This window comes from Acidovorax sp. M2(2025) (genome assembly GCF_049330835.1).
Taxonomy (GTDB): domain Bacteria; phylum Pseudomonadota; class Gammaproteobacteria; order Burkholderiales; family Burkholderiaceae_C; genus Acidovorax.
In genome coordinates this window covers 3308218-3330716 of sequence record NZ_CP186262.1, presented here as the reverse complement: position 1 = coordinate 3330716, position 22499 = coordinate 3308218, and the positions used below count along the sequence as shown (strand labels likewise).

Genomic DNA, 22499 nt, shown 5'->3' with positions numbered 1-22499 from the left:
AGACGTTCAACTGGTTCTGAAAGGCCCCATGCTCAAACAGCGCGTTATCACGGCCCTGGTGTTGCTGGCCATTCTGCTGCCGGCACTTTTCTACCCGTCCACGGAGCCGTTCACCCTGGTGGTGCTGGTGCTCATGGCCGCCGGTGCGTGGGAGTGGGGGCGCCTGAGCGGGTTCGGCCCCCCAGGCTCCCTGGCCGTGGGCGCGGCCTGCGTCGCCCTGTGCGCCCTGTCGTGGGCCGGCGGGTGGCTGGACCGGCCCCTGACGGGCCTGTGGGTCGTCGGCGGCGGCCTGTGGGTGCTGGCGGCTGCCTGGCTGCTGCGGGCCGGCGTGCCCGGATGGCCGCGGATCCCTGCCGGGGTGCGCCTGGTGGCTGGCGTGCTGGCCTTGTGGCTCGCCTGGCTGGCCGTGGTGCAGGCGCGCAAGGTCGGCATCAATTTCCTGCTGTCGGTGCTGGTGCTGGTGTGGGTGGCTGACATCTTTGCCTACTTCGCCGGGCGCGCCTTCGGCCTGCGTTTCACCAAGGGCAAGCTCGCGCCTTCGATCAGCCCCGGCAAAAGCTGGGAAGGGGTGTGGGGCGGGCTGGCGGGCGTCGTGGTGCTCGCGTTTGCGTGGGTGGCGGCCGACGCCCATTGGCAGGCGGCCGTGCCCAGCTTCTATACCCGCATGGCGCAGCAGGGGTGGTGGCTGCTGGTGATTGCGGCACTGTTCATGGTGGCCATGAGCGTGTCGGGCGACCTGGTGGAGTCGCTCATCAAGCGCAGCGCCGGCGTCAAGGACAGCAGCGGCCTGCTGCCCGGGCACGGCGGCGTGCTCGACCGGGTGGACGCCTTGCTGCCCACGCTGCCCCTGGCCATGATGCTCACCAGCCTGACAACGCAATGATGAAACAACGACTGACGGTTCTGGGTTCCACGGGATCCATCGGTACCAGCACGCTGGACGTGGTGGCCCGCCATCCCGAGCGCTTCGAGGTGTTTGCGCTGAGCGCGGCCACCCAGGTGGACCTGCTGCTGGCCCAATGCGCCCGGTTCAAGCCCCGCTATGCCGTGATGGCCAGCCCCGCGCACGCGCAGGTGCTGGCCGAAAAAATTGAGGCAAATGGGCTTCCAACGCAGGTGCTGCAAGCGCAAGATGCTATTGAAACTATAGCAAGCCATCCGGACGTGGATGCCGTCATGGCCGCCATCGTCGGTGCGGCGGGCCTGGCGCCCTGCCTGGCCGCGGCGCGGGCGGGCAAGCGCCTGCTGCTGGCCAACAAGGAAGCCCTGGTGGTGGGCGGCGGCCTGTTCATGCAGACGGTGCGCTCGGGCGGCGCCACGCTGCTGCCCATCGACAGCGAGCATTCCGCCATTTTCCAGTGTCTGCCCGAAGACCCCGCCACCTGGGCCGACCGGGTCGATTGCATCCTGCTGACGGCCTCGGGCGGGCCGTTCCGCCAGCGCGATCCCGCCACGTTGTCGCAGATCACCCCCGAGCAGGCCTGCGCGCACCCCAATTTCTCGATGGGGCGCAAGATCTCGGTGGACTCCGCGACGATGATGAACAAGGCCCTCGAAGTGATCGAGGCCCGCTGGCTGTTTGATCTGCACCCTGACCAGATCAAGGTGGTGATCCACCCCCAGCAGATCATCCACTCGATGGTGCAGTTCAAGGACGCCTCCATCCTGGCCCAGCTGGGCACGCCGGACATGCGCGTACCGATTGCCTGCGGCCTGGCGTGGCCCGAGCGCATCGCCAGCGGTGCCAGCCGGCTGGACTTTTCCAAGCTGGCGTCGCTGGCGTTCGAGGACGCCGATGCCCGCCGCTTCCCCGGCCTGCACCTGTCCTGGCAGGCGCTGAAGGCGGCCGAAGGCACGACGGCGGTGCTCAATGCCGCCAACGAGGTGGCTGTGGGGGCTTTTCTCTCGGGCCGGCTGCGGTTCGATCGCATTCATGCGGTGAACCTTGCAACTTTGGACGCGGTCGCGCCCTCCAAGCCGGATTCGCTGGATGCCTTGCTGGATCTGGATGCGCAGGCGCGCAGTGCGGCCGAGCGCGCCGCAGACCGTCTGGCGGCCTGATCTTCCACCGCCCTGTACCGACCCGACTCCCATGCTTCTCACTGTTGTCGCCTTTGTCGTCGCCCTGGGCGTCCTGATTGCCGTGCACGAGTATGGGCACTACCGCGTGGCCGTGGCGTGTGGCGTGAAGGTGCTGCGCTTTTCGGTCGGCTTCGGCCGGCCGCTGCTGCGCTGGCAGCCCAAGGGCTCGCCCACCGAGTTCGTCGTGGGGGCGTTCCCCCTGGGCGGCTATGTGCGCATGCTGGACGAGCGGGAAGCGCCGGTGGCGCCCGAAGAGCGGCACCTGGCCTTCAACACCCAGCCGTTGCGGTCCCGTGCCGCCATCGTGGCCGCCGGGCCGCTGGCGAACCTGCTGCTTGCCGTGCTGCTGTATTCCGCGGTCAACTGGGGCGGCGTGGACGAGCCCCGGGCCGTGCTGGCGAGCCCGGTGGCCGGCTCCGTCGCGCAGAGTGCGGGGCTGCGTGGAGGCGAGCTGGTGGCGCAGGCGGCGCTGGGGGCGGACGCCATGGAGCCCGTGCGGTCGTTTGAAGACCTGCGCTGGCTGCTGACCCGCGGCGCCCTGGAGGGCACCAACGTCCGCCTGGACGTGAAGCCGCAATCCGGGGGCGCCCACCGGGAAGTCCTGCTCGACATGTCCCGCATCGACAGCCGCGAGGCCGACGCCCAGCTGTTCCGCAAGATCGGCATCCTGGGGCCGTGGACGCAGCCGGTGATCGGCGAAGTCATGCCCGACGGGGCCGCCCAGCGTGCCGGCCTGCGCCAGGGGGACGTGGTGCTCAAGATCGGTGCGACCGACGTGGTGGACGGGCAGCAGCTGCGCGAGCTGATCCGCCAGTCGGTGCGGGGGCAGGAGCCCCTGGCGCAGGCTTGGCGCGTGGCCCGGTCCGGCCAGGAGCTCACGCTGGAGGTGCTGCCGGAAGTGAAGACGGAGCCCGGCGTTACCGTGGGCCGCATTGGCGCCTACGTGGGCGCGGCGCCTGAACTGGTCACCGTGGAATACGGCGTTCTGGAAGGCGCCTGGGCGGGCGCCGCCAAGACCTGGGATGTGTCCCTGCTCACGCTTCGCATGATGGGGCGCATGGTCATTGGCGAAGCGTCGGTCAAGAACCTGAGCGGCCCGTTGACGATTGCCGAATACGCAGGCCGTTCCGCCAGCCTGGGGATCTCGCAATACGTGATGTTCCTTGCGCTGATCAGCGTGAGCCTGGGCGTGCTGAACCTGCTGCCGTTGCCCGTCTTGGACGGGGGGCACCTGATGTATTATCTTTGGGAGGGTGTGACCGGCAGGGGGGTCTCGGACGCGTGGATGGAGCGCCTCCAGCGTGGAGGGGTTGCTGTCTTGCTGCTCATGATGTCCATCGCCCTGTTCAACGATATCACCCGGCTCTTTGGCTAACACTTCTGCCGCGTTTGCACTGCAAGCGCGGCACCCGCTTCATTCATGAAAAAACACATCAATCGACTGGGCGTGCGCACCGCATCGGCCGTTGCAGCCATGGTTTTTGCCGCCAATGCGGCATGGGCCCTGGAGCCTTTCAAGGTGCAGGATATCCGCGTCGAAGGCTTGCAGCGCGTGGAGCCCGGCACCGTGTTTGCGTCCATGCCGCTGCGGGTCGGTGACGACTACAACGACGAAAAGGGCGCCGCCGCCATCCGGGCGTTGTTCGGCCTGGGCCTGTTCAAGGATGTGCGTCTGGAGGCCGTTGGCAACGTGCTGGTCGTGGTGGTGGAAGAGCGCCCGACCGTCGCCGATGTGGACTTTGCCGGCACGCGCGAATTCGACAAGGACGTGCTCAAGAAGGCCATGCGGGACGTGGGCCTGACCGAGGGCCGGCCCTACGACAAGGCCCTGACCGACCGGGCGGAGCAGGAGCTCAAGCGCCAATACATCAACAAGAGCCTGTACGGCGCCGAAGTGGTCACGACCGTGACGCCCATCGAGCGCAACCGCGTGAACCTGACGTTTACCGTGGTGGAGGGCGAGCCCGCCCGCATCAAGGAAGTCCGCATCGTGGGCAACAAGGCCTTCAGCGAATCCACGCTCACGGGGCTTTTCGACCAGGACACGGGCGGCTGGCTCAGCTGGTACACCAAGTCCGACCGCTACTCGCGCGCCAAGCTCAACGCCGACCTGGAAACCCTGCGTTCGTACTACCTGCAGCGCGGCTACCTGGAGTTCCGCGTGGATTCCACGCAGGTGGCCATCTCCCCGGACAAGCAGGACATTTCCATCACCGTGAACGTCACGGAAGGCGAGCGCTACGTGGTGTCTGGCGTGAAGCTGGAGGGCAACTACCTGGACCGGGAAGACGAGTTCAAGTCTCTGGTCAAGATCCGCGCCGGGGAGCCCTACAACGCCGACCAGGTCACGGAAACCACGAAGGCCTTTTCCGAGTATTTCTCCCGCTTCGGCTTTGCGTTTGCGCGCGTGGAAGCCGTGCCGGAGATCGACCGCGTCAACAACCGCGTGGCCTTCGTCCTGCAGGCCGAGCCTTCGCGCCGGGCCTATGTGCGCCGTATCAATGTGAGCGGCAACAACCGCACGCGGGACGAGGTGATCCGCCGCGAATTCCGCCAGTACGAAGCCTCGTGGTATGACGGCGAGAAGATCCGCCTCTCGCGCGACCGCGTGGACCGCCTGGGCTTCTTTACCGAAGTGAACGTGGAGACCCAGGAGGTGCCGGGCTCTCCCGACCAGGTGGACCTGGTGGTCAACGTGGCGGAAAAGCCCACCGGCTCGCTGCAGATGGGGGTGGGCTTCTCCAGCGCCGAGAAGGTGTCGCTGTCCTTCGGCATCAAGCAGGAGAACATCTTTGGCTCGGGCAACTACCTGGGCATCGACGTCAATACCAGCAAGTACCGCCGGACCCTGGTGTTCAGCACCACCAACCCGTACTTCACCCCTGAAGGCATTTCGCGCACGCTGGACGTGTACTACCGCACGGACAAGCCGTACGAAGACCAGGGCGGCAACTACCAACTGGTCACCACCGGGACCTCGGTGCGTTTCGGCGTGCCTTTCAGCGAAACCGACACGGTGTTCTTTGGGGGCGGGCTGGAGCAAACCAAGATCAAGCCCGGTACCAACATCCCCGCGACGTACTTGGCCTATGCCGACCAGTTCGGCTACAGCAGCACCTCCATTCCCCTGACCGTCGGCTGGTCGCGGGACGACCGGGACAGCGCGCTGGCGCCCAATTCGGGCCGCTACCAGCGCCTGAACTCCGAGTGGTCCGTGGCGGGTGATGCGCGCTACGTGCGGGCGAACTACCAGTACCAGCAGTACGTGCCCCTCAACAAGCGCTTTACCATCGCCTTCAATGGGGAACTGGGTCTGGGCAAGGGCTTGAACGGCCGGCCGTTCCCGGTGTTCAAGAACTTCTATTCAGGCGGCCTGGGCTCGGTGCGCGGCTTTGACCAAGGCACGCTGGGGCCCCGCGACGTGACCGGCGCATCGCTGGGCGGCCCCAAGAAGGTGACCCTGAATGCGGAACTGATCGCTCCCTTCCCGGGGGCGGGCAACGACCGGACCCTGCGTGTCTTCACCTTCGTCGACGTGGGCAATGTGTACGGAGAGAACGAGAAAGTCTCGTTCAGCGACATGCGTTCCTCCGTGGGGGTGGGCCTGAGCTGGATTTCCCCGCTCGGCCCGCTGCGGCTGGCCTTTGCGCAACCGGTGCGCAAGTTTGCCGGCGATAGAATCCAGAAACTGCAATTCCAGATCGGAACGTCTTTCTAATGAAATCCTTTTCTCGCCATATTTCTTTGGCCCTGCTGCTGGGCTCGGTGGCCCTGGCAGCTCCTGTCCAGGCCCAGGAGTTCAAGGCTGGGTTTGTCAACACGGACCGCATCTTCCGCGAGGCCAACACTGCCAAGGCTGCGCAAGCCAAGCTGGAGCAGGAATTTTCGCGCCGTGAGAAAGAGCTGGTGGACATGGGCAACACCCTGAAGACCGCCTCCGAAAAGTTCGAACGCGAAGCCCCCACCATGGCCGAAAGCCAGCGCACCACGCGCCAGCGCCAGCTGGTGGACCAGGACCGCGAGTTCCAGCGCAAGCGCCGTGAATTCCAGGAAGACCTGAGCGCGCGCAAGAACGAAGAACTCTCGCAAGTGCTCGAGCGTGCCAACAAGGTCGTCAAGCAAGTTGCCGAGACCGAGAAGTACGACGTGATCCTGCAAGAGGCCGTGTACATCAACCCCAAGCACGACATCACCGACAAGGTGATCAAGGCGCTGAATGCCTCCGCTGGCAAGTAAGGCAGCAGCCCCGCAGCGCTGGGTGGGTGGCGCGTGAGCCTGCTTCTTGGGGACATTGTCGATGCCCTCGGGGGAACGCTGGAAGGGGGAGCGCGCGATGTGGTCATCTCCCGCATCGCGCCCCTGGAGATTGCTGGCCCGGGGGACCTCAGTTTCCTGAGCAATCCGCGCTACCAGCAGCAACTGGCCGCCTCCCGGGCGGCCTGTGTCATTGTGGCGCCCGCGCTGCGGGACGCGGCCCTGGCGCGCGGTGCCTGCATCGTGGCCGACAACCCCTATGTGTACTTTGCGCGCGCAACGCAACTGTGGCGCCAGCAAGGGCCTGCTGCGGCGCGGCAGGCCGGCGTGCATCCGAGTGCGGTGGTGGATCCGTCCGCGCAGGTGCATCCCAGCGCCAGCATCGGTCCGCTGTGCGTGGTGGAGCGGGGCGCCGTCATTGGAGCCGCAACGGTCTTGAAGTCCCGCGTCACCGTGGGCGAGGACTGCTGCATTGGCGAACGCTGCATCGTGCATGCCGGCGTGGTGATCGGCGCCGACGGCTTTGGCTTTGCCCCCGAGCAGGGCCGCTGGGTCAAGATCGAGCAGTTGGGTGCCGTGCGCATCGGCGACGACGTGGAAATTGGCGCCAACACCTGCATCGACCGCGGCGCGCTCCAGGACACCGTGATTGAAGACGGCGTCAAGCTCGACAACCTCATCCAGATCGGCCACAACGTGCGCATCGGAAAGCACTCGGCCATGGCCGGGTGCGTGGGCGTGGCCGGCAGTGCGACCATTGGCGCGCATTGCACCGTGGGCGGCGGGGCGATCGTGCTGGGCCATCTGGAGCTGGCCGACCATGTGCACATCTCCGCCGCCACGGTGGTCACGCGTTCGCTCACGCAGCCCGGCCAGTACACCGGCATGTTTCCCATCGACGACAATGCGCGCTGGGAAAAGAACGCTGCGACACTGAAACAATTGCACAGCTTGCGCGAGCGCATCAAGGCGCTGGAGCAGGCACTGAAAGCAGCATGAACGGAAGAACAATTCGATGATGGATATCCACGCAATTCTCAAGCAACTGCCCCACCGCTACCCCTTTTTGCTGGTGGACAAGGTGATCGAGCTGGAGAGCAATGCACGCATCAAGGCCATCAAGAATGTGACCTTCAACGAGCCTTACTTCATGGGCCATTTTCCGGGACGGCCGGTGATGCCGGGCGTGCTGATCCTGGAAGCCCTGGCCCAGGCGGCGGGGCTGCTGGCCTTTGACGCCATGGGCAAGGTGCCCGACGAAAACAACATCTACTATTTCGTGGGCATCGACGGTGCGCGTTTCAAGCGCCCAGTGGAGCCGGGGGACCAGCTGGTGCTGTCCATCACCATCGACCGCGTGCGCGGCGGCATCTGGAAGTTCAAGGGTGTTGCCAGCGTGGGCGACGATGTGGCCTGCGAGGCCGAACTGATGTGCACCATGCGCAGCGTGGGCTGACAAGGGTTGTTGTCGAACGTGAGCAATATCCATCCCACTGCCCTGGTGGCAGAAGGCGCCGTTCTGGACCCGACCGTCACGGTCGGGCCCTACACCGTCATCGGCCCGCACGTGAAGGTCGGCGCCGGGACGGTCATCGGCCCGCACTGCGTGGTGGAAGGGCACACCACGATCGGGCAGGACAACCGCATCTTCCAGTTTGCCTCGGTCGGCGCGGCGAACCAGGACAAGAAATACCGCAACGAGCCGTGTGAGCTCGTCATCGGCGACCGCAACACGATCCGGGAGTTCTGCACGCTCCACGTGGGCACGGTGCAGGACAAGTCCATCACGCGCGTGGGCAGCGACAACTGGATCATGGCCTACACGCACATCGCGCACGACTGCGTGGTGGGCAACCACACCACGCTGGCCAACAACACGACGCTGGGCGGCCACGTGGAGCTGGGCGACTGGGTCACGGTGGGCGGCCTGGCCGGCATTCACCAGTTCGTGAAGGTGGGCGCCCATGCCATGGTGGGTTTTGCGAGCGCCGTCTCGCAGGACGTGCCGCCGTTCCTGCTGGTGGACGGCAACCCGCTCGCGGTGCATGGCATCAACACCGTGGGCTTGCGCCGGCGCGATTTCAGCAACGAGCGCATCGCGGTGATCAAGCAGATGCACAAGCTGCTGTACCGCGAGGGCCGCACGCTGGCCGAAGCGCGTGGCGCGATCGAGGCGCTGGCGCAGTCCGCGCCCCATGCCGCGGCGGACGTGGCCGCGATGAGCGGCTTTCTTGCGGCTGCCACCCGCGGCATTGCCCGCTGACGGCCGTGGAACCCCGGTTCGCGATGGTCGCGGGCGAGGCGTCTGGCGATCTGCTGGCCGGCCTGTTGCTCGATGGGTTGCAGGCCTGCTGGCCGGCGCTGCAGTCGTTTGGCATCGGTGGGCCGCAGATGGTGCGGCGCGGCTTTGATGCCCGCTGGCCCAGCGACAAGCTGGCCGTGCACGGCTACAGCCTTGAAGTCCTGCGCCGCCTGCGTGAATTGCTCGGTATCCGCAAGCAGCTGCGTACGCGCCTGCTGGCCGAGCGGCCCGACGTGTTCATTGGCGTGGATGCGCCCGATTTCAACCTGGCGCTGGAGGCCGACCTGCGCGCCGCCGGGATCAAGACGGTGCACTTCGTCTGCCCATCCATCTGGGCATGGCGGGCCCACCGGGTCGAGAAGATCCGGCGCAGCGCCGACCACGTGCTGTGCATCTTCCCGTTCGAGCCGGAACTGCTGGCGCGCCATGGCATTGCGGCCACCTATGTGGGGCATCCCCTGGCCAGCGTCATTCCCATGGCGCCGGACCGTGGCGTGGCCCGCGCGGCGCTGGGTCTTGCGGCCGCGGACGAGGTGCTGGCCATCCTGCCGGGCAGCCGGTCGGCTGAGATCCAGTACATCGCGCCACCCTTTTTTGCGGCTGCAGCGCTGATTCACAAAGCGCGACCTGCTACAAAATTCATAGTTCCCGCCGTGCCTGCGTTGCAAGGCCGGATTGAACAGCTGGTGCTTGCTGCCGGGCTGCAGGGCGTGGTGCGTGTGGTCACCGGGCAGTCGCACACCGTGCTGGCCGCCTGCGATGCCACGCTGATCGCCAGCGGCACCGCCACGCTGGAGGCAGCATTGTTCAAGCGCCCCATGGTCATCGGCTACCACATGCACCCGCTGAGCTGGTGGCTGATGCGGCGCAAGCAGCTGCAGCCCTGGGTGGGGTTGCCGAACATCCTGTCGGGCGAGTTCGTGGTGCCGGAGCTGATCCAGGACGCGGCCACCCCGCAGGCGCTGTGCGACGCTACCGTGCAGTGGCTGGACGCCCGCCAGCACCATCCCGAAAAAATCGCCGCTCTGGAACAGCGCTTTGAGGCGCTGCACCGGAGCCTGCTTCGCAACACTCCCCAACTGGCTGCCGATGCGATCCAGAAAGTCCTCCACCAAGGTGCCTGAGCAAGCCTGCCTTCCCTGGCAGCCGCCCGGTCTGCTGGCCGGCGTGGACGAGGCCGGGCGGGGCCCGCTGGCGGGCCCGGTGGTGGCTGCCGCCGTGATCCTGGACGACCTGAACCCCATTGCCGGGCTGGCGGACTCCAAGAAGCTCACGCCCGCGCGGCGCGAAAAGCTCTACGACGAGATCCGTGCCAAGGCGCTGTGCTGCAGCATCGCTGAAGCCAGCGTGGAAGAGATCGACCGGCTCAACATCCTGCAGGCCACCCTTCTGGCGATGCGACGTGCCGTGCTGGGCCTGCGCCTGAAGCCCGTGATGGTGCTGGTGGACGGCAACCGGCTTCCCACGCTGGGCATCCAGGCCGAAGCCATTGTCAAGGGCGATGCCCTCGTGCCTTCGATCTCGGCGGCCTCCATCCTGGCCAAGGTGCACCGCGACCGCTGGTGCGAGCAGGTGCACGCCGAATACCCACAGTACGGCTTTGCCGGGCACAAGGGCTACGGCACGGCGCTGCACCTGTCCGCCCTGCGGGAGCACGGCGCCTGCGTGTACCACCGGCGCACGTTTGCGCCCGTGGCTGAAACGCTGCAAAGCGCCTGACCCGCTGCAAGCTTTTTACATGACCTCTCCTGCCGTCACTGCCATTCACTCCCGGGACAACGCCTTCGTGAAGGACTTGCGCCGCCTGGCACAAGACAGCACGGCGTACCGCAAGCAGGGGCGGGTGTGGCTGGAGGGGGACCATCTGTGCCGCGCCGCGCTGGAGCGCGGGCAGCGGCCCTCCGTGGCCGTGTTTTGCGAGTCAAATTGGCCTCTGGACCAGGCGGAATGGGCGCAAGCAGCTCCTAAAATAGTAGTGCTTCCCGATGCGCTGTTTGCCGATGTCAGCGGCCTGGAGTCGCCAGCGCGCATGGGCTTCGTCCTGGACCTGCCCGCCCCGCGGGCGCTGGACGCCGGCGCCGCCACGGTGGTGCTGGACCGCGTGCAGGACGCGGGCAACGTGGGCTCCATCCTGCGCAGCGCCTCGGCATTCGGCTTTCGCCAAGTGGTGGCGGTCAAGGGCAGCGCCGCCTTGTGGTCCGCCAAGGTGCTGCGGGCCGGCATGGGGGCGCACTTTGCGCTCAACCTCCTGGAAGGGGTGGACCATGCGGCGCTGCAGGCGCTGCGCGTGCCGCTGCTGGTGACCAGCTCCCATGGCGGCGAATGGCTGCACCGTGCTGCCTTGCCCTGGCCCTGTGCCTGGGTGATGGGGCATGAAGGGCAGGGGGTTTCGCCGGTGCTGGAAGCGCAGGCCGCACTGCGCATCCGCATTGCGCAGCCCGGTGGCGAAGAGTCGCTGAACGTTGCAGCGGCCGCCGCCATTTGCCTGCACGCCAGCGGCGCGGCGCGCTGATCGGGCGGCAGGGTCGGCGGCCCCGGTCCCGGCCGCGCGCGCCGGCACTGCGGCAGGGTTATGCAAGATGTGCATTTCTTGTCAGGCGGCGGCAAGGATATAATCGGGAGCTTTTCTCGCAACAGCGTCGCCCGACCGCACCCAAAGCAACAACCCCTCTGAGAGCAGCCACCCCCCACTTGTGTACGCAGCGCGTACGAGTGGACTGCAGGCGCCGGGCGACCGTAACCATCCGGAGAACCCAGTGCTTTTGTCTCTACAGGGAACCTTCCCGCCCGCCATCCTGGCGCTCGCAGACGGCACGGTCTTTAGCGGCAATTCGATCGGTGCCACCGGCACCACCGTCGGCGAAGTGGTGTTCAACACCGCCATCACCGGCTACCAGGAAATCCTCACCGACCCCAGCTACTGCCAGCAGATCGTCACGTTGACGTATCCGCATATCGGCAACTACGGCGTCAATGGCGAAGATATCGAAGCCGACAAGGTCCATGCCGCAGGCCTCATCATCAAAGATCTGCCCCTGCTGGCCAGCAACTTCCGCCAGTCGGAAACGCTCTCGCAGTACCTGGTGCGTGAAAACACCGTGGCCATTGCCAACATCGACACCCGCAAGCTCACGCGCCTGTTGCGCAGCAAGGGTGCGCAGAACGGCGCCATCATCGGCCTGGCCGCCGGGCAGGCCGTCACGCAGGCGCTGATCGACGAAGCCATTGCCAAGGCCAAGGCGGCGCCGAACATGGCCGGCCTGGACCTGGCCCAGGTGGTCACGACCCCGTCGCGCTACGAATGGACGCAGACCGAGTGGAAACTCGGCTCTGGCTACGGCGAGCTGACGGCCCCGCAATTCCATGTGGTGGCCTACGACTTCGGCGTGAAGAAGAACATCCTGCGCATGCTGGCCGAGCGCGGCTGCAAGGTCACGGTGGTCCCGGCCAAGACGCCCGCCGCCGAAGTGCTGGCCCTGAACCCCGATGGCGTGTTCCTCTCCAACGGCCCCGGCGACCCGGAGCCCTGCGACTACGCCATTGCCGCCACCCGCACGATCGTGGACAGTGGCGTCCCCACCTTCGGCATCTGCCTGGGGCACCAGATCATGGCCCTGGCCGCCGGCGCCAAGACCTTCAAGATGGCCAACAGCCACCACGGCGCAAACCACCCCGTGAAAGACCTGGACACCGGCCGCGTGAGCATCACCAGCCAGAACCACGGCTTTGCGGTGGACATGGATTCGCTGCCCGCCAACCTGCGGGCCACGCACGTCAGCCTGTTCGACGGCACCCTGCAGGGGCTGGTTCACAAGAACAAGCCGGCCTTCTGCTTCCAGGGCCACCCGGAAGCCTCGCCCGGCCCGCACGACATCGCCTATCTCTTCGACCGGTTCACCGAGGCGATGCGCGTGGCGAAGGCCGCCTGAGCCCGCGCAAGGAATAGCCACCATGAAACTGTTCAGCTTTCCCCTTGCATCGCTCGAAAAAGCGATTCACAAGCGTGTCCTGACCTTGCCGTCCCCGCACCGGGAGTGGTTCTCCGAACGCTGGGCCCAGAAGCCCTACAAGAAGGCGTTCGTGGAGAACAAGGCCATGCCCCTGGTGACCCTGATCGCCAAGGGCAAGACCCTGGACGATGCTGCGTTTGCAGAGTTGCTGCAAGAGTGGGAAGTGACGTTTTATGACGCGGAAGAAGAGGTCCTGCGCCCGCTGATCCAGGGCGATGGCCTGCTGCAGCTGATGCAGAAAAACATTCCCGCCGAACGGGTGGAGGCACTGCTTGCCAAGCTGACCACGCGGCGCCCCGCCGCGGCCGAGGCGGGCGCCTCCGCGCCGCACCTCCCATCACCGGCAGCCGAACCCACCGTCGACTGATCGACGCACGCACCATGCCAAAACGTACAGACATCCAAAGCATCCTCATCATCGGCGCCGGTCCGATCATCATCGGCCAGGCCTGTGAGTTCGACTATTCCGGCGTGCAGGCCTGCAAGGCCCTGCGCGAAGAGGGCTACAAGGTCATCCTGATCAACAGCAACCCCGCGACGATCATGACCGACCCGGCCACCGCCGACGTCACCTACATCGAGCCCATCACCTGGCAGACGGTCGAGAAGATCATCGCCAAGGAGCGTCCCGACGCCATCCTGCCCACCATGGGCGGCCAGACCGCGCTGAACTGCGCGCTGGATTTGTGGCGCAACGGCGTGCTCGACAAGTACAAGGTCGAGCTGATCGGCGCCACGCCCGAAGCCATCGACAAGGCCGAAGACCGCCTGAAGTTCAAGGACGCCATGACCAAGATCGGTCTGGGCTCCGCGCGCTCGGGCATTGCCCACAGCATGGAAGAAGCCTGGGCGGTGCAAAAGCACGTGGGCTTCCCCACCGTGATCCGCCCCAGCTTCACGCTGGGCGGCACCGGCGGCGGCATTGCCTACAACCCCGAAGAGTTCGAGACCATCTGCAAGCGCGGCCTGGAAGCGTCGCCCACCAACGAGCTGCTGATCGAAGAATCGCTGCTCGGCTGGAAGGAGTACGAGATGGAGGTGGTGCGCGACAAGGCGGACAACTGCATCATCATCTGCTCCATCGAAAACCTGGATCCCATGGGCGTGCACACCGGTGACTCCATCACCGTGGCCCCGGCGCAGACGCTGACCGACAAGGAATACCAGATCATGCGCAACGCGTCGCTCGCGGTGCTGCGCGAGATCGGCGTGGACACGGGCGGCTCCAACGTGCAGTTCTCGGTGAACCCCAAGGACGGCCGCATGATCGTGATCGAGATGAACCCGCGCGTGTCGCGTTCGTCGGCGCTGGCCTCCAAGGCCACGGGCTTCCCGATCGCCAAGGTCGCCGCCAAGCTGGCCGTGGGCTACACGCTGGACGAGCTCAAGAACGAGATCACCGGCGGCGCCACGCCCGCGTCGTTCGAGCCTTCCATCGACTACGTGGTCACCAAGATCCCGCGCTTCGCGTTCGAAAAGTTCCCCACGGCCGACAGCCGCCTGACCACGCAGATGAAGTCCGTGGGCGAGGTGATGGCCATGGGCCGCACCTTCCAGGAGTCGTTCCAGAAGGCCCTGCGCGGCCTGGAAGTGGGCGTGGACGGCATGAACGAGAAGACCCAGGACCGCGAGCTGCTGGAAAAGGAGCTGGGCGAGCCCGGCCCCGAGCGCATCTGGTACGTGGGGGATGCCTTTGCCATGGGCCTGTCCGTGGACGAGGTGCATGACCTCACCAAGATCGACAAGTGGTTCCTGGTGCAGATCGAGGAGATCGTGAAGATCGAACTGGATCTGGACAAGCTCGCCGCCGAAAAGGGCGAGGCGGCGCTGGCAGCGCTGAGCGCCGATACGCTGCGCGCGCTCAAGAAGAAGGGCTTCTCCGACCGCCGCCTGGCCAAGCTGCTCAAGACCTCCGAGAAGGCTGTGCGCGAGGCCCGCCGCGCCCTGAACGTGCGCCCCGTATACAAGCGCGTGGACACCTGCGCCGCGGAATTCGCCACCAACACGGCCTACCTGTACTCCACCTACGAGGAAGAGTGCGAAGCCGAGCCCACCACCAGGAAGAAGATCATGGTGCTGGGCGGTGGCCCCAACCGCATCGGCCAGGGCATCGAGTTCGACTACTGCTGCGTGCACGCCGCGCTGGCCATGCGCGAAGACGGCTACGAGACCATCATGGTCAACTGCAACCCCGAGACCGTCTCGACCGACTACGACACCTCCGACCGCCTGTATTTCGAGCCGCTCACGCTCGAGGATGTGCTTGAGATCGTGGACAAGGAAAAGCCCGCCGGCGTGATCGTGCAATACGGTGGCCAGACGCCGCTCAAGCTGGCGCTGGGCCTGGAGGCCGAGGGCGTGCCGATCATCGGCACCAGCCCCGACATGATCGACGCAGCCGAGGACCGCGAGCGCTTCCAGAAGCTGCTGGGCGACCTGGGCCTGCGCCAGCCACCCAACGCCACGGCGCGCACCGAGGCGGAAGCCCTGGAAAAGGCCGCCACGCTGGGCTACCCGCTGGTGGTGCGCCCGAGCTACGTGCTGGGCGGCCGCGCGATGGAGATCGTGCACGAGCAGCGCGACCTGGAGCGCTACATGCGCGAGGCCGTCAAGGTGAGCAACGACTCGCCCGTGCTGCTGGACCGCTTCCTGAACGACGCCATCGAGTGCGACGTGGACTGCCTGCGCGACCCCGAAGGCAAGACCTTCATCGGCGGCGTCATGGAGCACATCGAGCAAGCGGGTGTGCACTCCGGCGACTCGGCCTGCTCGCTGCCGCCGTACTACCTGAAGCAAGCCACCGTGGACGAGCTCAAGCGCCAGTCCGCCGCCATGGCCGAAGGCCTGAACGTGGTGGGCCTGATGAACGTGCAGTTCGCCATCCAGGAGGTGGACGGCCAGGACGTGATCTACGTGCTGGAAGTGAACCCCCGCGCCTCGCGCACGGTGCCGTTCGTTTCCAAGGCCACGGGCATCCAGCTGGCCAAGGTGGCGGCACGCTGCATGGCGGGCCAGACGCTGGCTTCGCAAGGCATCACCAAGGAAGTGACGCCGCCGTACTTCAGCGTGAAGGAGGCCGTGTTCCCGTTCGTCAAGTTCCCGGGCGTGGACACCATCCTCGGCCCCGAGATGAAGTCCACCGGCGAAGTGATGGGCGTAGGCAAGACCTTTGGCGAGGCCTTCGTGAAGAGCCAGCTGGGCGCTGGCACCAAGCTGCCGACCTCGGGCAAGGTGTTCCTCACGGTGAAGAACGGCGACAAGCCGCGGGCCGTGGACATTGCGCGGCAGCTGGTGGCGCTGGGCTTCGAGCTGGTGGCCACCAAGGGCACGGCTGCCGCCATTGCCGATGCCGGCGTGCCGGTGGCGGTGGTCAACAAGGTCACCGAAGGCCGGCCCCACATCGTGGACATGATCAAGAACAACGAGATTGTGATGGTCATCAACACGGTGGAAGAGCGGCGCAATGCCATCGCCGATTCGCGCGCGATCCGCACCTCGTCGCTGCAGGCCCGCGTGACCACCTTCACCACCATCTTCGGTGCCGAGGCGGCCGTCGAGGGCATGAAGTACCTGGACAAGCTCGACGTCTACTCGGTGCAGGAACTGCACGCGCAGCTGGTGGCCTAAACCCCGACAAAGGCGGCATAATCAGCCCTTGACCAGACACCGCCGCGCGGCAACGTGCGGCGGTTTCGCTTTGTAGACCCGCTGTTTTTGGCGCCGTGCGTGCACGGCCCCGACAGGGACGACTGACCGGTGGAAGTGCTTTCAGCGCTTTCACCGTTTTGACTTATGGAGACGCAGCAGGATGGCCACGATTCCCATTACCAAACGCGGTGCCGAGATGCTCAAGGATGAGCTGCACCGACTCAAGACCGTAGAGCGCCCCGCCGTGATCGCCGCCATCGCAGAAGCCCGCGCCCAGGGGGACCTGAGCGAGAACGCCGACTACGATGCCGCGAAGGACCGGCAGGGCTTCATCGAAGGGCGCATCCAGGAGATCGAGGGCAAGCTTTCCGTCGCGCAGATCATCGATCCCGGCGCCGTGGACGGTGGCGGCAAAGTGGTCTTTGGCGCCACGGTCGAGCTCGAAGACGAGGACAGCGGCGACACCGTGAAATACCAGATCGTGGGCGAGGACGAAGCCGACCTGAAGCAGGGGCTCATCAACATCTCCAGCCCCATCGCCCGCGCACTCATCGGCAAGGAAGAGGGCGATACGGCCGAGGTGCAGGCGCCGGGCGGGATTCGCCGCTACGAAGTGGTGGCCGTGCGCTACCTGTGACCCGGCAAGGGCTTCGCGGCATGCAGCAATTGCGCACCCGTCTTCCGGCCTTCGCGGCCGCCCTGTGGTGGGGCAGCCTGAGCACCACCGGCTTTCTGGTAGTGCCGCTGCTGTTTGCCCGCCTTCCGTCCCCCGCGATGGCGGGCAACATGGCCGCCCAGCTGTTCGCCGCCCAGACCTGGGTGGCCGTGGCCTGCTGCCTCGTTCTGCTATTGATTTCAAGGCAAAAACAGGCGGTAGCCCAGGAACCATGGGCGCAGGCTGCTATGGTTTTTATACTGGGCGGCCTGCTGCTGGCGCTGCTCAGCCAGTTTGGCGTGGCGCCCCGCATCGTGGCGCGGCAGGACTTGCGCCTGTGGCACAGCGTTGGAACGGTGATGTACCTGCTCCAATGGGGTTGCGCCCTGGCCGTGCTGTGGCGCACGCTGGGCGCGGGGCCATCGCGGCCTGCGCCCGCGGGTGAAGGGCCGGGCGCCTGAGCGCGCGGCGATGCCAGCGCGTTTCGGCCCGCCCGCCTGCCTGTCCGCCTACTCGTGCCAGTGCTCAGCCACCCAGGTGGCAGGGCGGATGTAGCGGAAGCGGCGGTTGCGCCGGCCGGCCAAGGCGTCGGGGGGGTTGCACTCCCCATGGAAGATCACGATGCGTGCCCCCGCAGGAACGAACGGCGCGCGCCAGTAGTTGCTGGGCCAGGGCGGAATGCTGTGGTATTTGAAGCTGGGGCACCACTCCTTGGGCCAGTACTGCAGCTTGCCCTGCTGGTGCAGGAAGTCGGACAGATAGGCCTGTTCGTTGCGGAACTTCCGGCGGATTTCCTCGAAATGGCCGCGAAAGTACTCCAGCACATCCAGGTGCGCGCCCAGCTCGAAGCGGTACACCGACGAATTGCCGGTAATCCGCCAGGGGCGCTTGTAGTCGTGGATGATCCGGAATTCCCCGGGCAGGGTGAAGAAATCGTCCAGGGGGCCGGTGATGACCACGTCCACATCCAGGAACAGCGCCGTGCCGCGCAGGCCGTGCAAGTCCTTGGTGAAGGTGGCGAGCTTGGTCCACCCGCGCTCCGGAATGCCCGCCGGGAGGTCCAGCGGTGGAATGGGAAGGCACTCGACCGCGCTGCGGATGCCGGTGCTGTCATCCGTCAGGCACACGAAGCGGAAGTCGCCGCTCAGGTGCCGTCGCACCATGGCGTACAGCCGGTTGATGTATTCCGGGCCGTATTTCGTGCCCCACTTCATGCAAAGAATGTGGCGCGTGCGGAACGCGGCGCCGGAAAGGGCTGCAGGGGCTGCCGCGGAAGTCATCAGTCAGCCTGGCGTTTCTTGACCGATTTTTGCTTGGGCTTGGCGCGCTTGATCTGCCCGCCCGAGGTGAGGCGCTGGTTGCCCAGCACGCGCAGTTGCTTGATCTCCGGGCGCTGGCCGCCGCGTTTGCTGAACTTGAGCACCTTGACGTCGCGCGGCCCGGGCATGCGGTCTTCGTCGACCGTGCGCGCCTTGGGCGGCTGCGGACGCCAGAGCACCAGCAGCTTGCCGATGTGCTGGATTGGCGCCGCGTTCAGGTCGGCGGCCAGTTCCTGGTACATCTGCTCCCGCGCGGTGCGGTCGTCATTGAAAACGCGAACCTTGATGAGCCTGTGGGCGTTCAGGGCGGCGTCGATTTCCTTCTTGACCGCAGGGGTCAGGCCGTCGCCGCCCACCAGCACCACGGGGTCGAGATGGTGGGCGTTGGCGCGGTGTTCCCGGCGCTCCGCGGGAGTCAATTGAATTTGGGGCATGGGCCGTATTATCGAGGCTGAAAGAAAATCGCAATGAAAGTCAAAACCCAGAGCAAGAAGGTCAACAAGGCATGGCTGAACGACCATGTGAATGACACCTATGTAAAGCTCGCCCAGAAAGAGGGCTACCGGGCCCGCGCGGCCTACAAGCTCAAGGAAATCGACGAGCAGCTGGGCTTGATCAAACCCGGCTCCACGGTGGTGGACCTGGGCTCCACCCCGGGCGCCTGGAGCCAGTACGTGCGGCGGCGCCTGTCGCCGGGCGGCGCCGCGGTGGGCGAGCTCAATGGCGCCATCATCTCGCTCGACATCCTGCCCATGGAGCCGATCGAGGGCGTCACCTTCCTGCACGGCGATTTCCGCGAGGAGTCCGTGCTGGCGCAGCTGGAGGCCGCGCTGCAAGGGCGGGCCGTGGACGTCGTCGTCTCGGACATGGCCCCGAACCTGTCGGGCATCGAGTCGGCCGACGCGGCGCGCATCGCCCACCTGGTGGAGCTGGCGGTGGACTTTGCCTGCCACCACCTCAAGCCCGAGGGCGCCCTGGTGGTCAAGCTCTTCCACGGCAGCGGCTACAGCGACCTGGTGACGCTGTTCAAACAAACGTTCCGGGTGGTCAAGCCGATGAAGCCCAAGGCTTCGCGCGACCGGTCTGCCGAGACCTTCCTGGTGGGGATGGGGCTCAAGAAGTCCTCCTGAGGCGCCTTGCCCCAGGTCAAGACGGCGCCGGGCGCGACCCCAAAGTCCGCGCTGTTTCCATGGCCGCTAGTGGGATTAGCCATGGTCTGCCCGCTTGAAAGACCTAAAATGGGCCGCACATGCGTGCCGTGGCGGGCATGTGTCCGTTTCTGTAGTCCGCAACTGGAGCTCCGCTTGAACAATCAGTGGTTTTCAAAAATTGCCGTGTGGCTGGTCATTGCCATGGTGCTGTTCACGGTGTTCAAACAGTTCGACACCCGTGCCGGCGCCAGTGCGGGCCACATCGGCTACTCGGAGTTCCTTGAGGAGGTCCGCAGCAACCGCATCAAGAGCGCGACCATCCAGGAAGGGCAGGGCGGCACCGAAATCGTGGCCGTCACCAACGATGACCGCAAGATCCGCACCACGGCCACGTACCTCGACCGCGGCCTGGTGGGCGACCTGATCAACAACAACGTCAAGTTCGACGTCAAGCCCCGCGAGGAAGGCTCGCTGCTGATGACGCTGCTGGTCAGCTGGGGCCCCATGCTGCTGCTGATTGGCGTGTGGGTGTATTTCATGCGCCAGATGCAGGGCGGCGGCAAGGGCGGTGCCTTCAGCTTCGGCAAGAGCAAGGCGCGCATGCTTGACGAGAACAACAACACGGTCACCTTTGCCGATGTGGCTGGCTGCGACGAGGCCAAGGAAGAAGTCAAGGAAGTCGTGGACTTCCTGAAAGATCCCCAGAAGTTCCAGAAGCTCGGCGGCCGGATTCCCCGCGGCCTGCTGCTGGTGGGTCCCCCGGGCACCGGCAAGACGCTGCTGGCCAAGTCCATTGCGGGCGAGGCCAAGGTGCCGTTTTTCAGCATCTCCGGTTCCGACTTCGTGGAAATGTTCGTGGGCGTGGGCGCTGCCCGTGTGCGCGACATGTTCGAGAACGCCAAGAAGAACGCGCCCTGCATCATCTTCATCGACGAAATCGACGCCGTGGGCCGGCAGCGTGGCGCAGGCCTGGGCGGTGGCAACGACGAGCGCGAGCAGACGCTGAACCAGATGCTGGTCGAGATGGACGGCTTTGAAACCAACCTGGGCGTGATCGTGGTGGCTGCCACCAACCGCCCGGACATCCTGGATGCGGCCCTGCTGCGTCCGGGCCGCTTCGACCGCCAGGTCTACGTGACGCTGCCCGACATCCGCGGCCGCGAGCAGATCCTGAACGTGCACATGCGCAAGGTCCCGATCGGCCAGGACGTGAACGCCGGCATCATTGCCCGCGGAACCCCCGGCATGAGCGGTGCCGACCTGGCCAATCTGTGCAATGAAGCCGCGCTGATGGCGGCGCGCCGCAATGCGCGCACGGTGGAGATGCAAGACTTCGAAAAGGCCAAGGACAAGATCCTGATGGGCCCCGAGCGCAAGAGCATGGTCATGCCCGAGGAGGAGCGCCGCAACACGGCCTACCACGAGGCGGGCCACGCCCTCATCGGCAAGTTGCTGCCCAAGTGCGACCCCGTTCACAAGGTCACCATCATTCCCCGTGGCCGCGCCCTGGGCGTGACGATGAGCCTGCCGGCGCAGGACCGCTACAGCTACGACCGCGAGTACATGCTCAACCAGATCAGCATGCTGTTTGGCGGCCGCATTGCCGAAGAAGTGTTCATGAACCAGATGACCACGGGTGCGAGCAACGACTTCGAGCGCGCCACGCACATCGCCCGTGACATGGTGATGCGCTATGGCATGACCGAGGCCCTGGGGCCGATGGTGTACTCCGAGAACGAAGGCGAGGTGTTCCTGGGCCGTTCGGTGACCAAGACCACCAACATGAGCGAACAGACGATGCAGAAGGTGGACAGTGAAGTGCGCCGCATCATCGACGAGCAGTACAACCTGGCCCGCCGCCTGATCGAAGAGAACAGCGACAAGATGCACGCCATGGCCAAGGCCCTGCTGGAGTGGGAAACCATTGATACCGAGCAGCTCGACGACATCATGGCCGGCAAGGCACCGCGTCCGCCCAAGGACTGGACGCCCCGCACGCCGCCCTCGGGGGGCGACAATTCCAGCGGCGGCACTCCCGCAGTGACCACAGGCACGGCCCCTTCGGCGGCCTGAGCGGTGGGGGATCGACCTCAATCCGTTGCGACGGGGCCTTTGCGCCCCGTTTTTCATTCCCGCCGCAGCAGGGCGCGGGCCCCAGTCGGGGCCGGGCCCGCCTGCCGTTCCCCTGATCGCCGATGACCTGGCAGACCTCCCGTTTTTCCATCGACCTTTCCTCGCCCCGGGTGATGGGCATTGTCAATGTGACGCCGGACTCGTTTTCCGACGGCGGACAGCACGGCACGGCGGCGGCGGCCCTGCGCCACTGTGAGCAATTGCTTGAGGAGGGCGCCCACATACTGGACATTGGCGGCGAATCCACCCGCCCGGGCAGCCCGGCGGTGCCGCTGGACGAAGAACTGGAGCGCGTGCTGCCCGTGGTACGGGGCGCCGTCTCGCTCGGCGTGCCGATCTCCGTGGACACCTACAAGCCCGAAGTCATGCGGGCCGTGCTGGACGCGGGGGCGGACATCATCAACGACATCTGGGCGCTGCGCCAGCCCGGGGCCGCGCAGGCCGTGGCAGCGCACCCCCGGTGCGGCGTGTGCCTCATGCACATGCACCGCGACCCCCAGACCATGCAGACGGCCCCGATGGAGGGCGATGTGGTCGCGGAAGTGCTATCATTTTTGAAGCGTTCTGCGCAAGATGCGCAAGCGCTGGGCATCTCCAGGGAGCGGATCGTGCTGGACCCCGGCATTGGCTTTGGCAAGACGGTAGAGCAGAATTTTGCGTTGCTCGCCCGGCAGCCGGCCTTGCGGGAAGCCGGCTACCCGCTCCTGGCGGGCTGGTCGCGCAAATCGTCCCTGGGCGCAGTCACCGGCTGGCCGGTGGACGAGCGCATGGTGCCCAGCGTGGCTGCGGCCGTGCTGGCCGCAGAGCGCGGAGCGGCCGTGGTGCGGGTGCACGATGTGCGCGAAACCGTGGCGGCAATGGCCGTGTGGAATGCGATGCGCAGCGCCCTTTGAGCTTTTTTCCGGATCCTTCCCGCCGTGCAGGCGCCCGGCCAACCCCCTACAA

Annotated in this window: 21 protein-coding genes; 19 read left to right on the top strand and 2 right to left on the bottom strand. The window is 66.0% G+C overall.

What is annotated here, in order from left to right; genetic code table 11:
• The first annotated feature begins 28 nt into the window (after positions 1-28).
• The 16 genes from ACOYR3_RS15440 to ACOYR3_RS15365 all read left to right on the top strand — a co-directional run bounded on the left by ACOYR3_RS15440 (position 29) and on the right by ACOYR3_RS15365 (position 17412).
• Positions 29-883 carry a phosphatidate cytidylyltransferase gene (locus ACOYR3_RS15440; RefSeq protein WP_422843225.1) on the top strand — a complete coding sequence of 285 codons (855 nt, stop codon included), beginning with the start codon at positions 29-31 and terminating at the stop codon, positions 881-883.
• On the top strand, positions 883-2061 hold the full coding sequence (gene ispC / locus ACOYR3_RS15435) for a 1-deoxy-D-xylulose-5-phosphate reductoisomerase (RefSeq protein WP_422846602.1): 1179 nt from the start codon (positions 883-885) through the stop codon (positions 2059-2061). Before ACOYR3_RS15440 ends, ispC begins: the two co-directional genes overlap by 1 nt.
• Positions 2062-2092: 31 nt before the next feature.
• On the top strand, positions 2093-3457 hold the full coding sequence (rseP, locus tag ACOYR3_RS15430) for an RIP metalloprotease RseP (protein ID WP_422843224.1): 1365 nt from the start codon (positions 2093-2095) through the stop codon (positions 3455-3457).
• Between the two features lie 45 nt (positions 3458-3502).
• Positions 3503-5800 carry an outer membrane protein assembly factor BamA gene (gene bamA / locus ACOYR3_RS15425; protein WP_291485053.1) on the top strand — a complete coding sequence of 766 codons (2298 nt, stop codon included), beginning with the start codon at positions 3503-3505 and terminating at the stop codon, positions 5798-5800.
• The gene (locus ACOYR3_RS15420; protein WP_291485055.1) at positions 5800-6318 is read left to right on the top strand and encodes an OmpH family outer membrane protein; all 519 of its coding nucleotides are present in this window, start codon (positions 5800-5802) and stop codon (positions 6316-6318) included. Before bamA ends, ACOYR3_RS15420 begins: the two co-directional genes overlap by 1 nt.
• A gap of 33 nt (positions 6319-6351) precedes the next feature.
• Positions 6352-7335 carry a UDP-3-O-(3-hydroxymyristoyl)glucosamine N-acyltransferase gene (gene lpxD / locus ACOYR3_RS15415; RefSeq protein WP_422843223.1) on the top strand — a complete coding sequence of 328 codons (984 nt, stop codon included), beginning with the start codon at positions 6352-6354 and terminating at the stop codon, positions 7333-7335.
• 16 nt (positions 7336-7351) lie between these two features.
• Positions 7352-7792, top strand: a complete 441-nt coding sequence (fabZ, locus tag ACOYR3_RS15410) for a 3-hydroxyacyl-ACP dehydratase FabZ (RefSeq protein WP_291485059.1) — start codon at positions 7352-7354, stop codon at positions 7790-7792.
• A gap of 18 nt (positions 7793-7810) precedes the next feature.
• Entirely contained in the window at positions 7811-8599 is a 789-nt protein-coding gene (gene lpxA, locus ACOYR3_RS15405) for an acyl-ACP--UDP-N-acetylglucosamine O-acyltransferase (protein WP_422843222.1), read from the top strand.
• A 23-nt stretch (positions 8600-8622) separates the two neighbouring features.
• Entirely contained in the window at positions 8623-9762 is a 1140-nt protein-coding gene (gene lpxB, locus ACOYR3_RS15400; protein WP_422846601.1) for a lipid-A-disaccharide synthase, read from the top strand.
• Positions 9728-10357 (top strand): ribonuclease HII, encoded by a 630-nt coding sequence (gene rnhB, locus ACOYR3_RS15395; RefSeq protein WP_422843221.1) that lies wholly within the window; start codon positions 9728-9730, stop codon positions 10355-10357. The genes lpxB and rnhB overlap by 35 nt, the downstream gene beginning before the upstream one ends.
• A gap of 19 nt (positions 10358-10376) precedes the next feature.
• Entirely contained in the window at positions 10377-11150 is a 774-nt protein-coding gene (locus tag ACOYR3_RS15390) for a TrmH family RNA methyltransferase (protein ID WP_422843220.1), read from the top strand.
• Positions 11151-11394: 244 nt separating this feature from the next.
• Positions 11395-12567 (top strand): glutamine-hydrolyzing carbamoyl-phosphate synthase small subunit, encoded by a 1173-nt coding sequence (carA, locus tag ACOYR3_RS15385; protein WP_422843219.1) that lies wholly within the window; start codon positions 11395-11397, stop codon positions 12565-12567.
• Positions 12568-12589: 22 nt separating this feature from the next.
• Positions 12590-13015 carry a hypothetical protein gene (locus tag ACOYR3_RS15380; protein WP_422843218.1) on the top strand — a complete coding sequence of 142 codons (426 nt, stop codon included), beginning with the start codon at positions 12590-12592 and terminating at the stop codon, positions 13013-13015.
• A gap of 14 nt (positions 13016-13029) precedes the next feature.
• Positions 13030-16275 carry a carbamoyl-phosphate synthase large subunit gene (carB, locus tag ACOYR3_RS15375; protein ID WP_422843217.1) on the top strand — a complete coding sequence of 1082 codons (3246 nt, stop codon included), beginning with the start codon at positions 13030-13032 and terminating at the stop codon, positions 16273-16275.
• 181 nt (positions 16276-16456) lie between these two features.
• Entirely contained in the window at positions 16457-16933 is a 477-nt protein-coding gene (gene greA / locus ACOYR3_RS15370; protein ID WP_422843216.1) for a transcription elongation factor GreA, read from the top strand.
• Positions 16934-16962: 29 nt separating this feature from the next.
• Positions 16963-17412, top strand: coding sequence for a DUF4149 domain-containing protein (locus ACOYR3_RS15365; protein WP_422846600.1), 450 nt, complete (start codon positions 16963-16965; stop codon positions 17410-17412).
• Between the two features lie 48 nt (positions 17413-17460).
• On the opposite strand, the gene ACOYR3_RS15360 is transcribed toward ACOYR3_RS15365, so the two are convergent.
• Both ACOYR3_RS15360 and ACOYR3_RS15355 read right to left on the bottom strand, forming a co-directional pair.
• A complete protein-coding gene (locus ACOYR3_RS15360) occupies positions 17461-18231 on the bottom strand; it encodes a glycosyltransferase (protein ID WP_422843215.1) in 771 nt (256 codons plus the stop codon).
• Entirely contained in the window at positions 18231-18704 is a 474-nt protein-coding gene (locus ACOYR3_RS15355; RefSeq protein WP_422843214.1) for a YhbY family RNA-binding protein, read from the bottom strand. The genes ACOYR3_RS15360 and ACOYR3_RS15355 overlap by 1 nt, the downstream gene beginning before the upstream one ends.
• A 33-nt stretch (positions 18705-18737) precedes the next feature.
• Between ACOYR3_RS15355 and ACOYR3_RS15350 the strand changes: the two genes are divergently transcribed.
• From ACOYR3_RS15350 to folP, 3 genes are all read left to right on the top strand, one after another.
• Positions 18738-19400: an RlmE family RNA methyltransferase gene (locus ACOYR3_RS15350; RefSeq protein WP_422843213.1), complete on the top strand. Its 663-nt coding sequence runs from the start codon at positions 18738-18740 to the stop codon at positions 19398-19400.
• A gap of 174 nt (positions 19401-19574) precedes the next feature.
• Complete coding sequence (gene ftsH / locus ACOYR3_RS15345) at positions 19575-21494, top strand: ATP-dependent zinc metalloprotease FtsH (RefSeq protein ID WP_422843212.1); 1920 nt, start codon at positions 19575-19577, stop codon at positions 21492-21494.
• 122 nt (positions 21495-21616) lie between these two features.
• Positions 21617-22447: a dihydropteroate synthase gene (gene folP, locus ACOYR3_RS15340; RefSeq protein WP_422843211.1), complete on the top strand. Its 831-nt coding sequence runs from the start codon at positions 21617-21619 to the stop codon at positions 22445-22447.
• Positions 22448-22499 lie beyond the last annotated feature (52 nt).

Excerpts from the sequence above, each read along its gene's own strand:
- ACOYR3_RS15440 (WP_422843225.1), top strand. The coding sequence starts at position 29 with ATGCTCAAACAGCGCGTTATCACGGCCCTGGTGTTGCTGGCCATTCTG.
- ispC (WP_422846602.1), top strand. The coding sequence starts at position 883 with ATGAAACAACGACTGACGGTTCTGGGTTCCACGGGATCCATCGGTACC.
- rseP (WP_422843224.1), top strand. The coding sequence starts at position 2,093 with ATGCTTCTCACTGTTGTCGCCTTTGTCGTCGCCCTGGGCGTCCTGATT.
- bamA (WP_291485053.1), top strand. The coding sequence starts at position 3,503 with ATGAAAAAACACATCAATCGACTGGGCGTGCGCACCGCATCGGCCGTT.
- ACOYR3_RS15420 (WP_291485055.1), top strand. The coding sequence starts at position 5,800 with ATGAAATCCTTTTCTCGCCATATTTCTTTGGCCCTGCTGCTGGGCTCG.
- fabZ (WP_291485059.1), top strand. The coding sequence starts at position 7,352 with ATGATGGATATCCACGCAATTCTCAAGCAACTGCCCCACCGCTACCCC.
- lpxB (WP_422846601.1), top strand. The coding sequence starts at position 8,623 with ATGGTCGCGGGCGAGGCGTCTGGCGATCTGCTGGCCGGCCTGTTGCTC.
- rnhB (WP_422843221.1), top strand. The coding sequence starts at position 9,728 with ATGCGATCCAGAAAGTCCTCCACCAAGGTGCCTGAGCAAGCCTGCCTT.
- ACOYR3_RS15390 (WP_422843220.1), top strand. The coding sequence starts at position 10,377 with ATGACCTCTCCTGCCGTCACTGCCATTCACTCCCGGGACAACGCCTTC.
- ACOYR3_RS15380 (WP_422843218.1), top strand. The coding sequence starts at position 12,590 with ATGAAACTGTTCAGCTTTCCCCTTGCATCGCTCGAAAAAGCGATTCAC.
- carB (WP_422843217.1), top strand. The coding sequence starts at position 13,030 with ATGCCAAAACGTACAGACATCCAAAGCATCCTCATCATCGGCGCCGGT.
- greA (WP_422843216.1), top strand. The coding sequence starts at position 16,457 with ATGGCCACGATTCCCATTACCAAACGCGGTGCCGAGATGCTCAAGGAT.
- ACOYR3_RS15360 (WP_422843215.1), bottom strand. The coding sequence starts at position 18,231 with ATGACTTCCGCGGCAGCCCCTGCAGCCCTTTCCGGCGCCGCGTTCCGC.
- ACOYR3_RS15355 (WP_422843214.1), bottom strand. The coding sequence starts at position 18,704 with ATGCCCCAAATTCAATTGACTCCCGCGGAGCGCCGGGAACACCGCGCC.
- ACOYR3_RS15350 (WP_422843213.1), top strand. The coding sequence starts at position 18,738 with ATGAAAGTCAAAACCCAGAGCAAGAAGGTCAACAAGGCATGGCTGAAC.
- folP (WP_422843211.1), top strand. The coding sequence starts at position 21,617 with ATGACCTGGCAGACCTCCCGTTTTTCCATCGACCTTTCCTCGCCCCGG.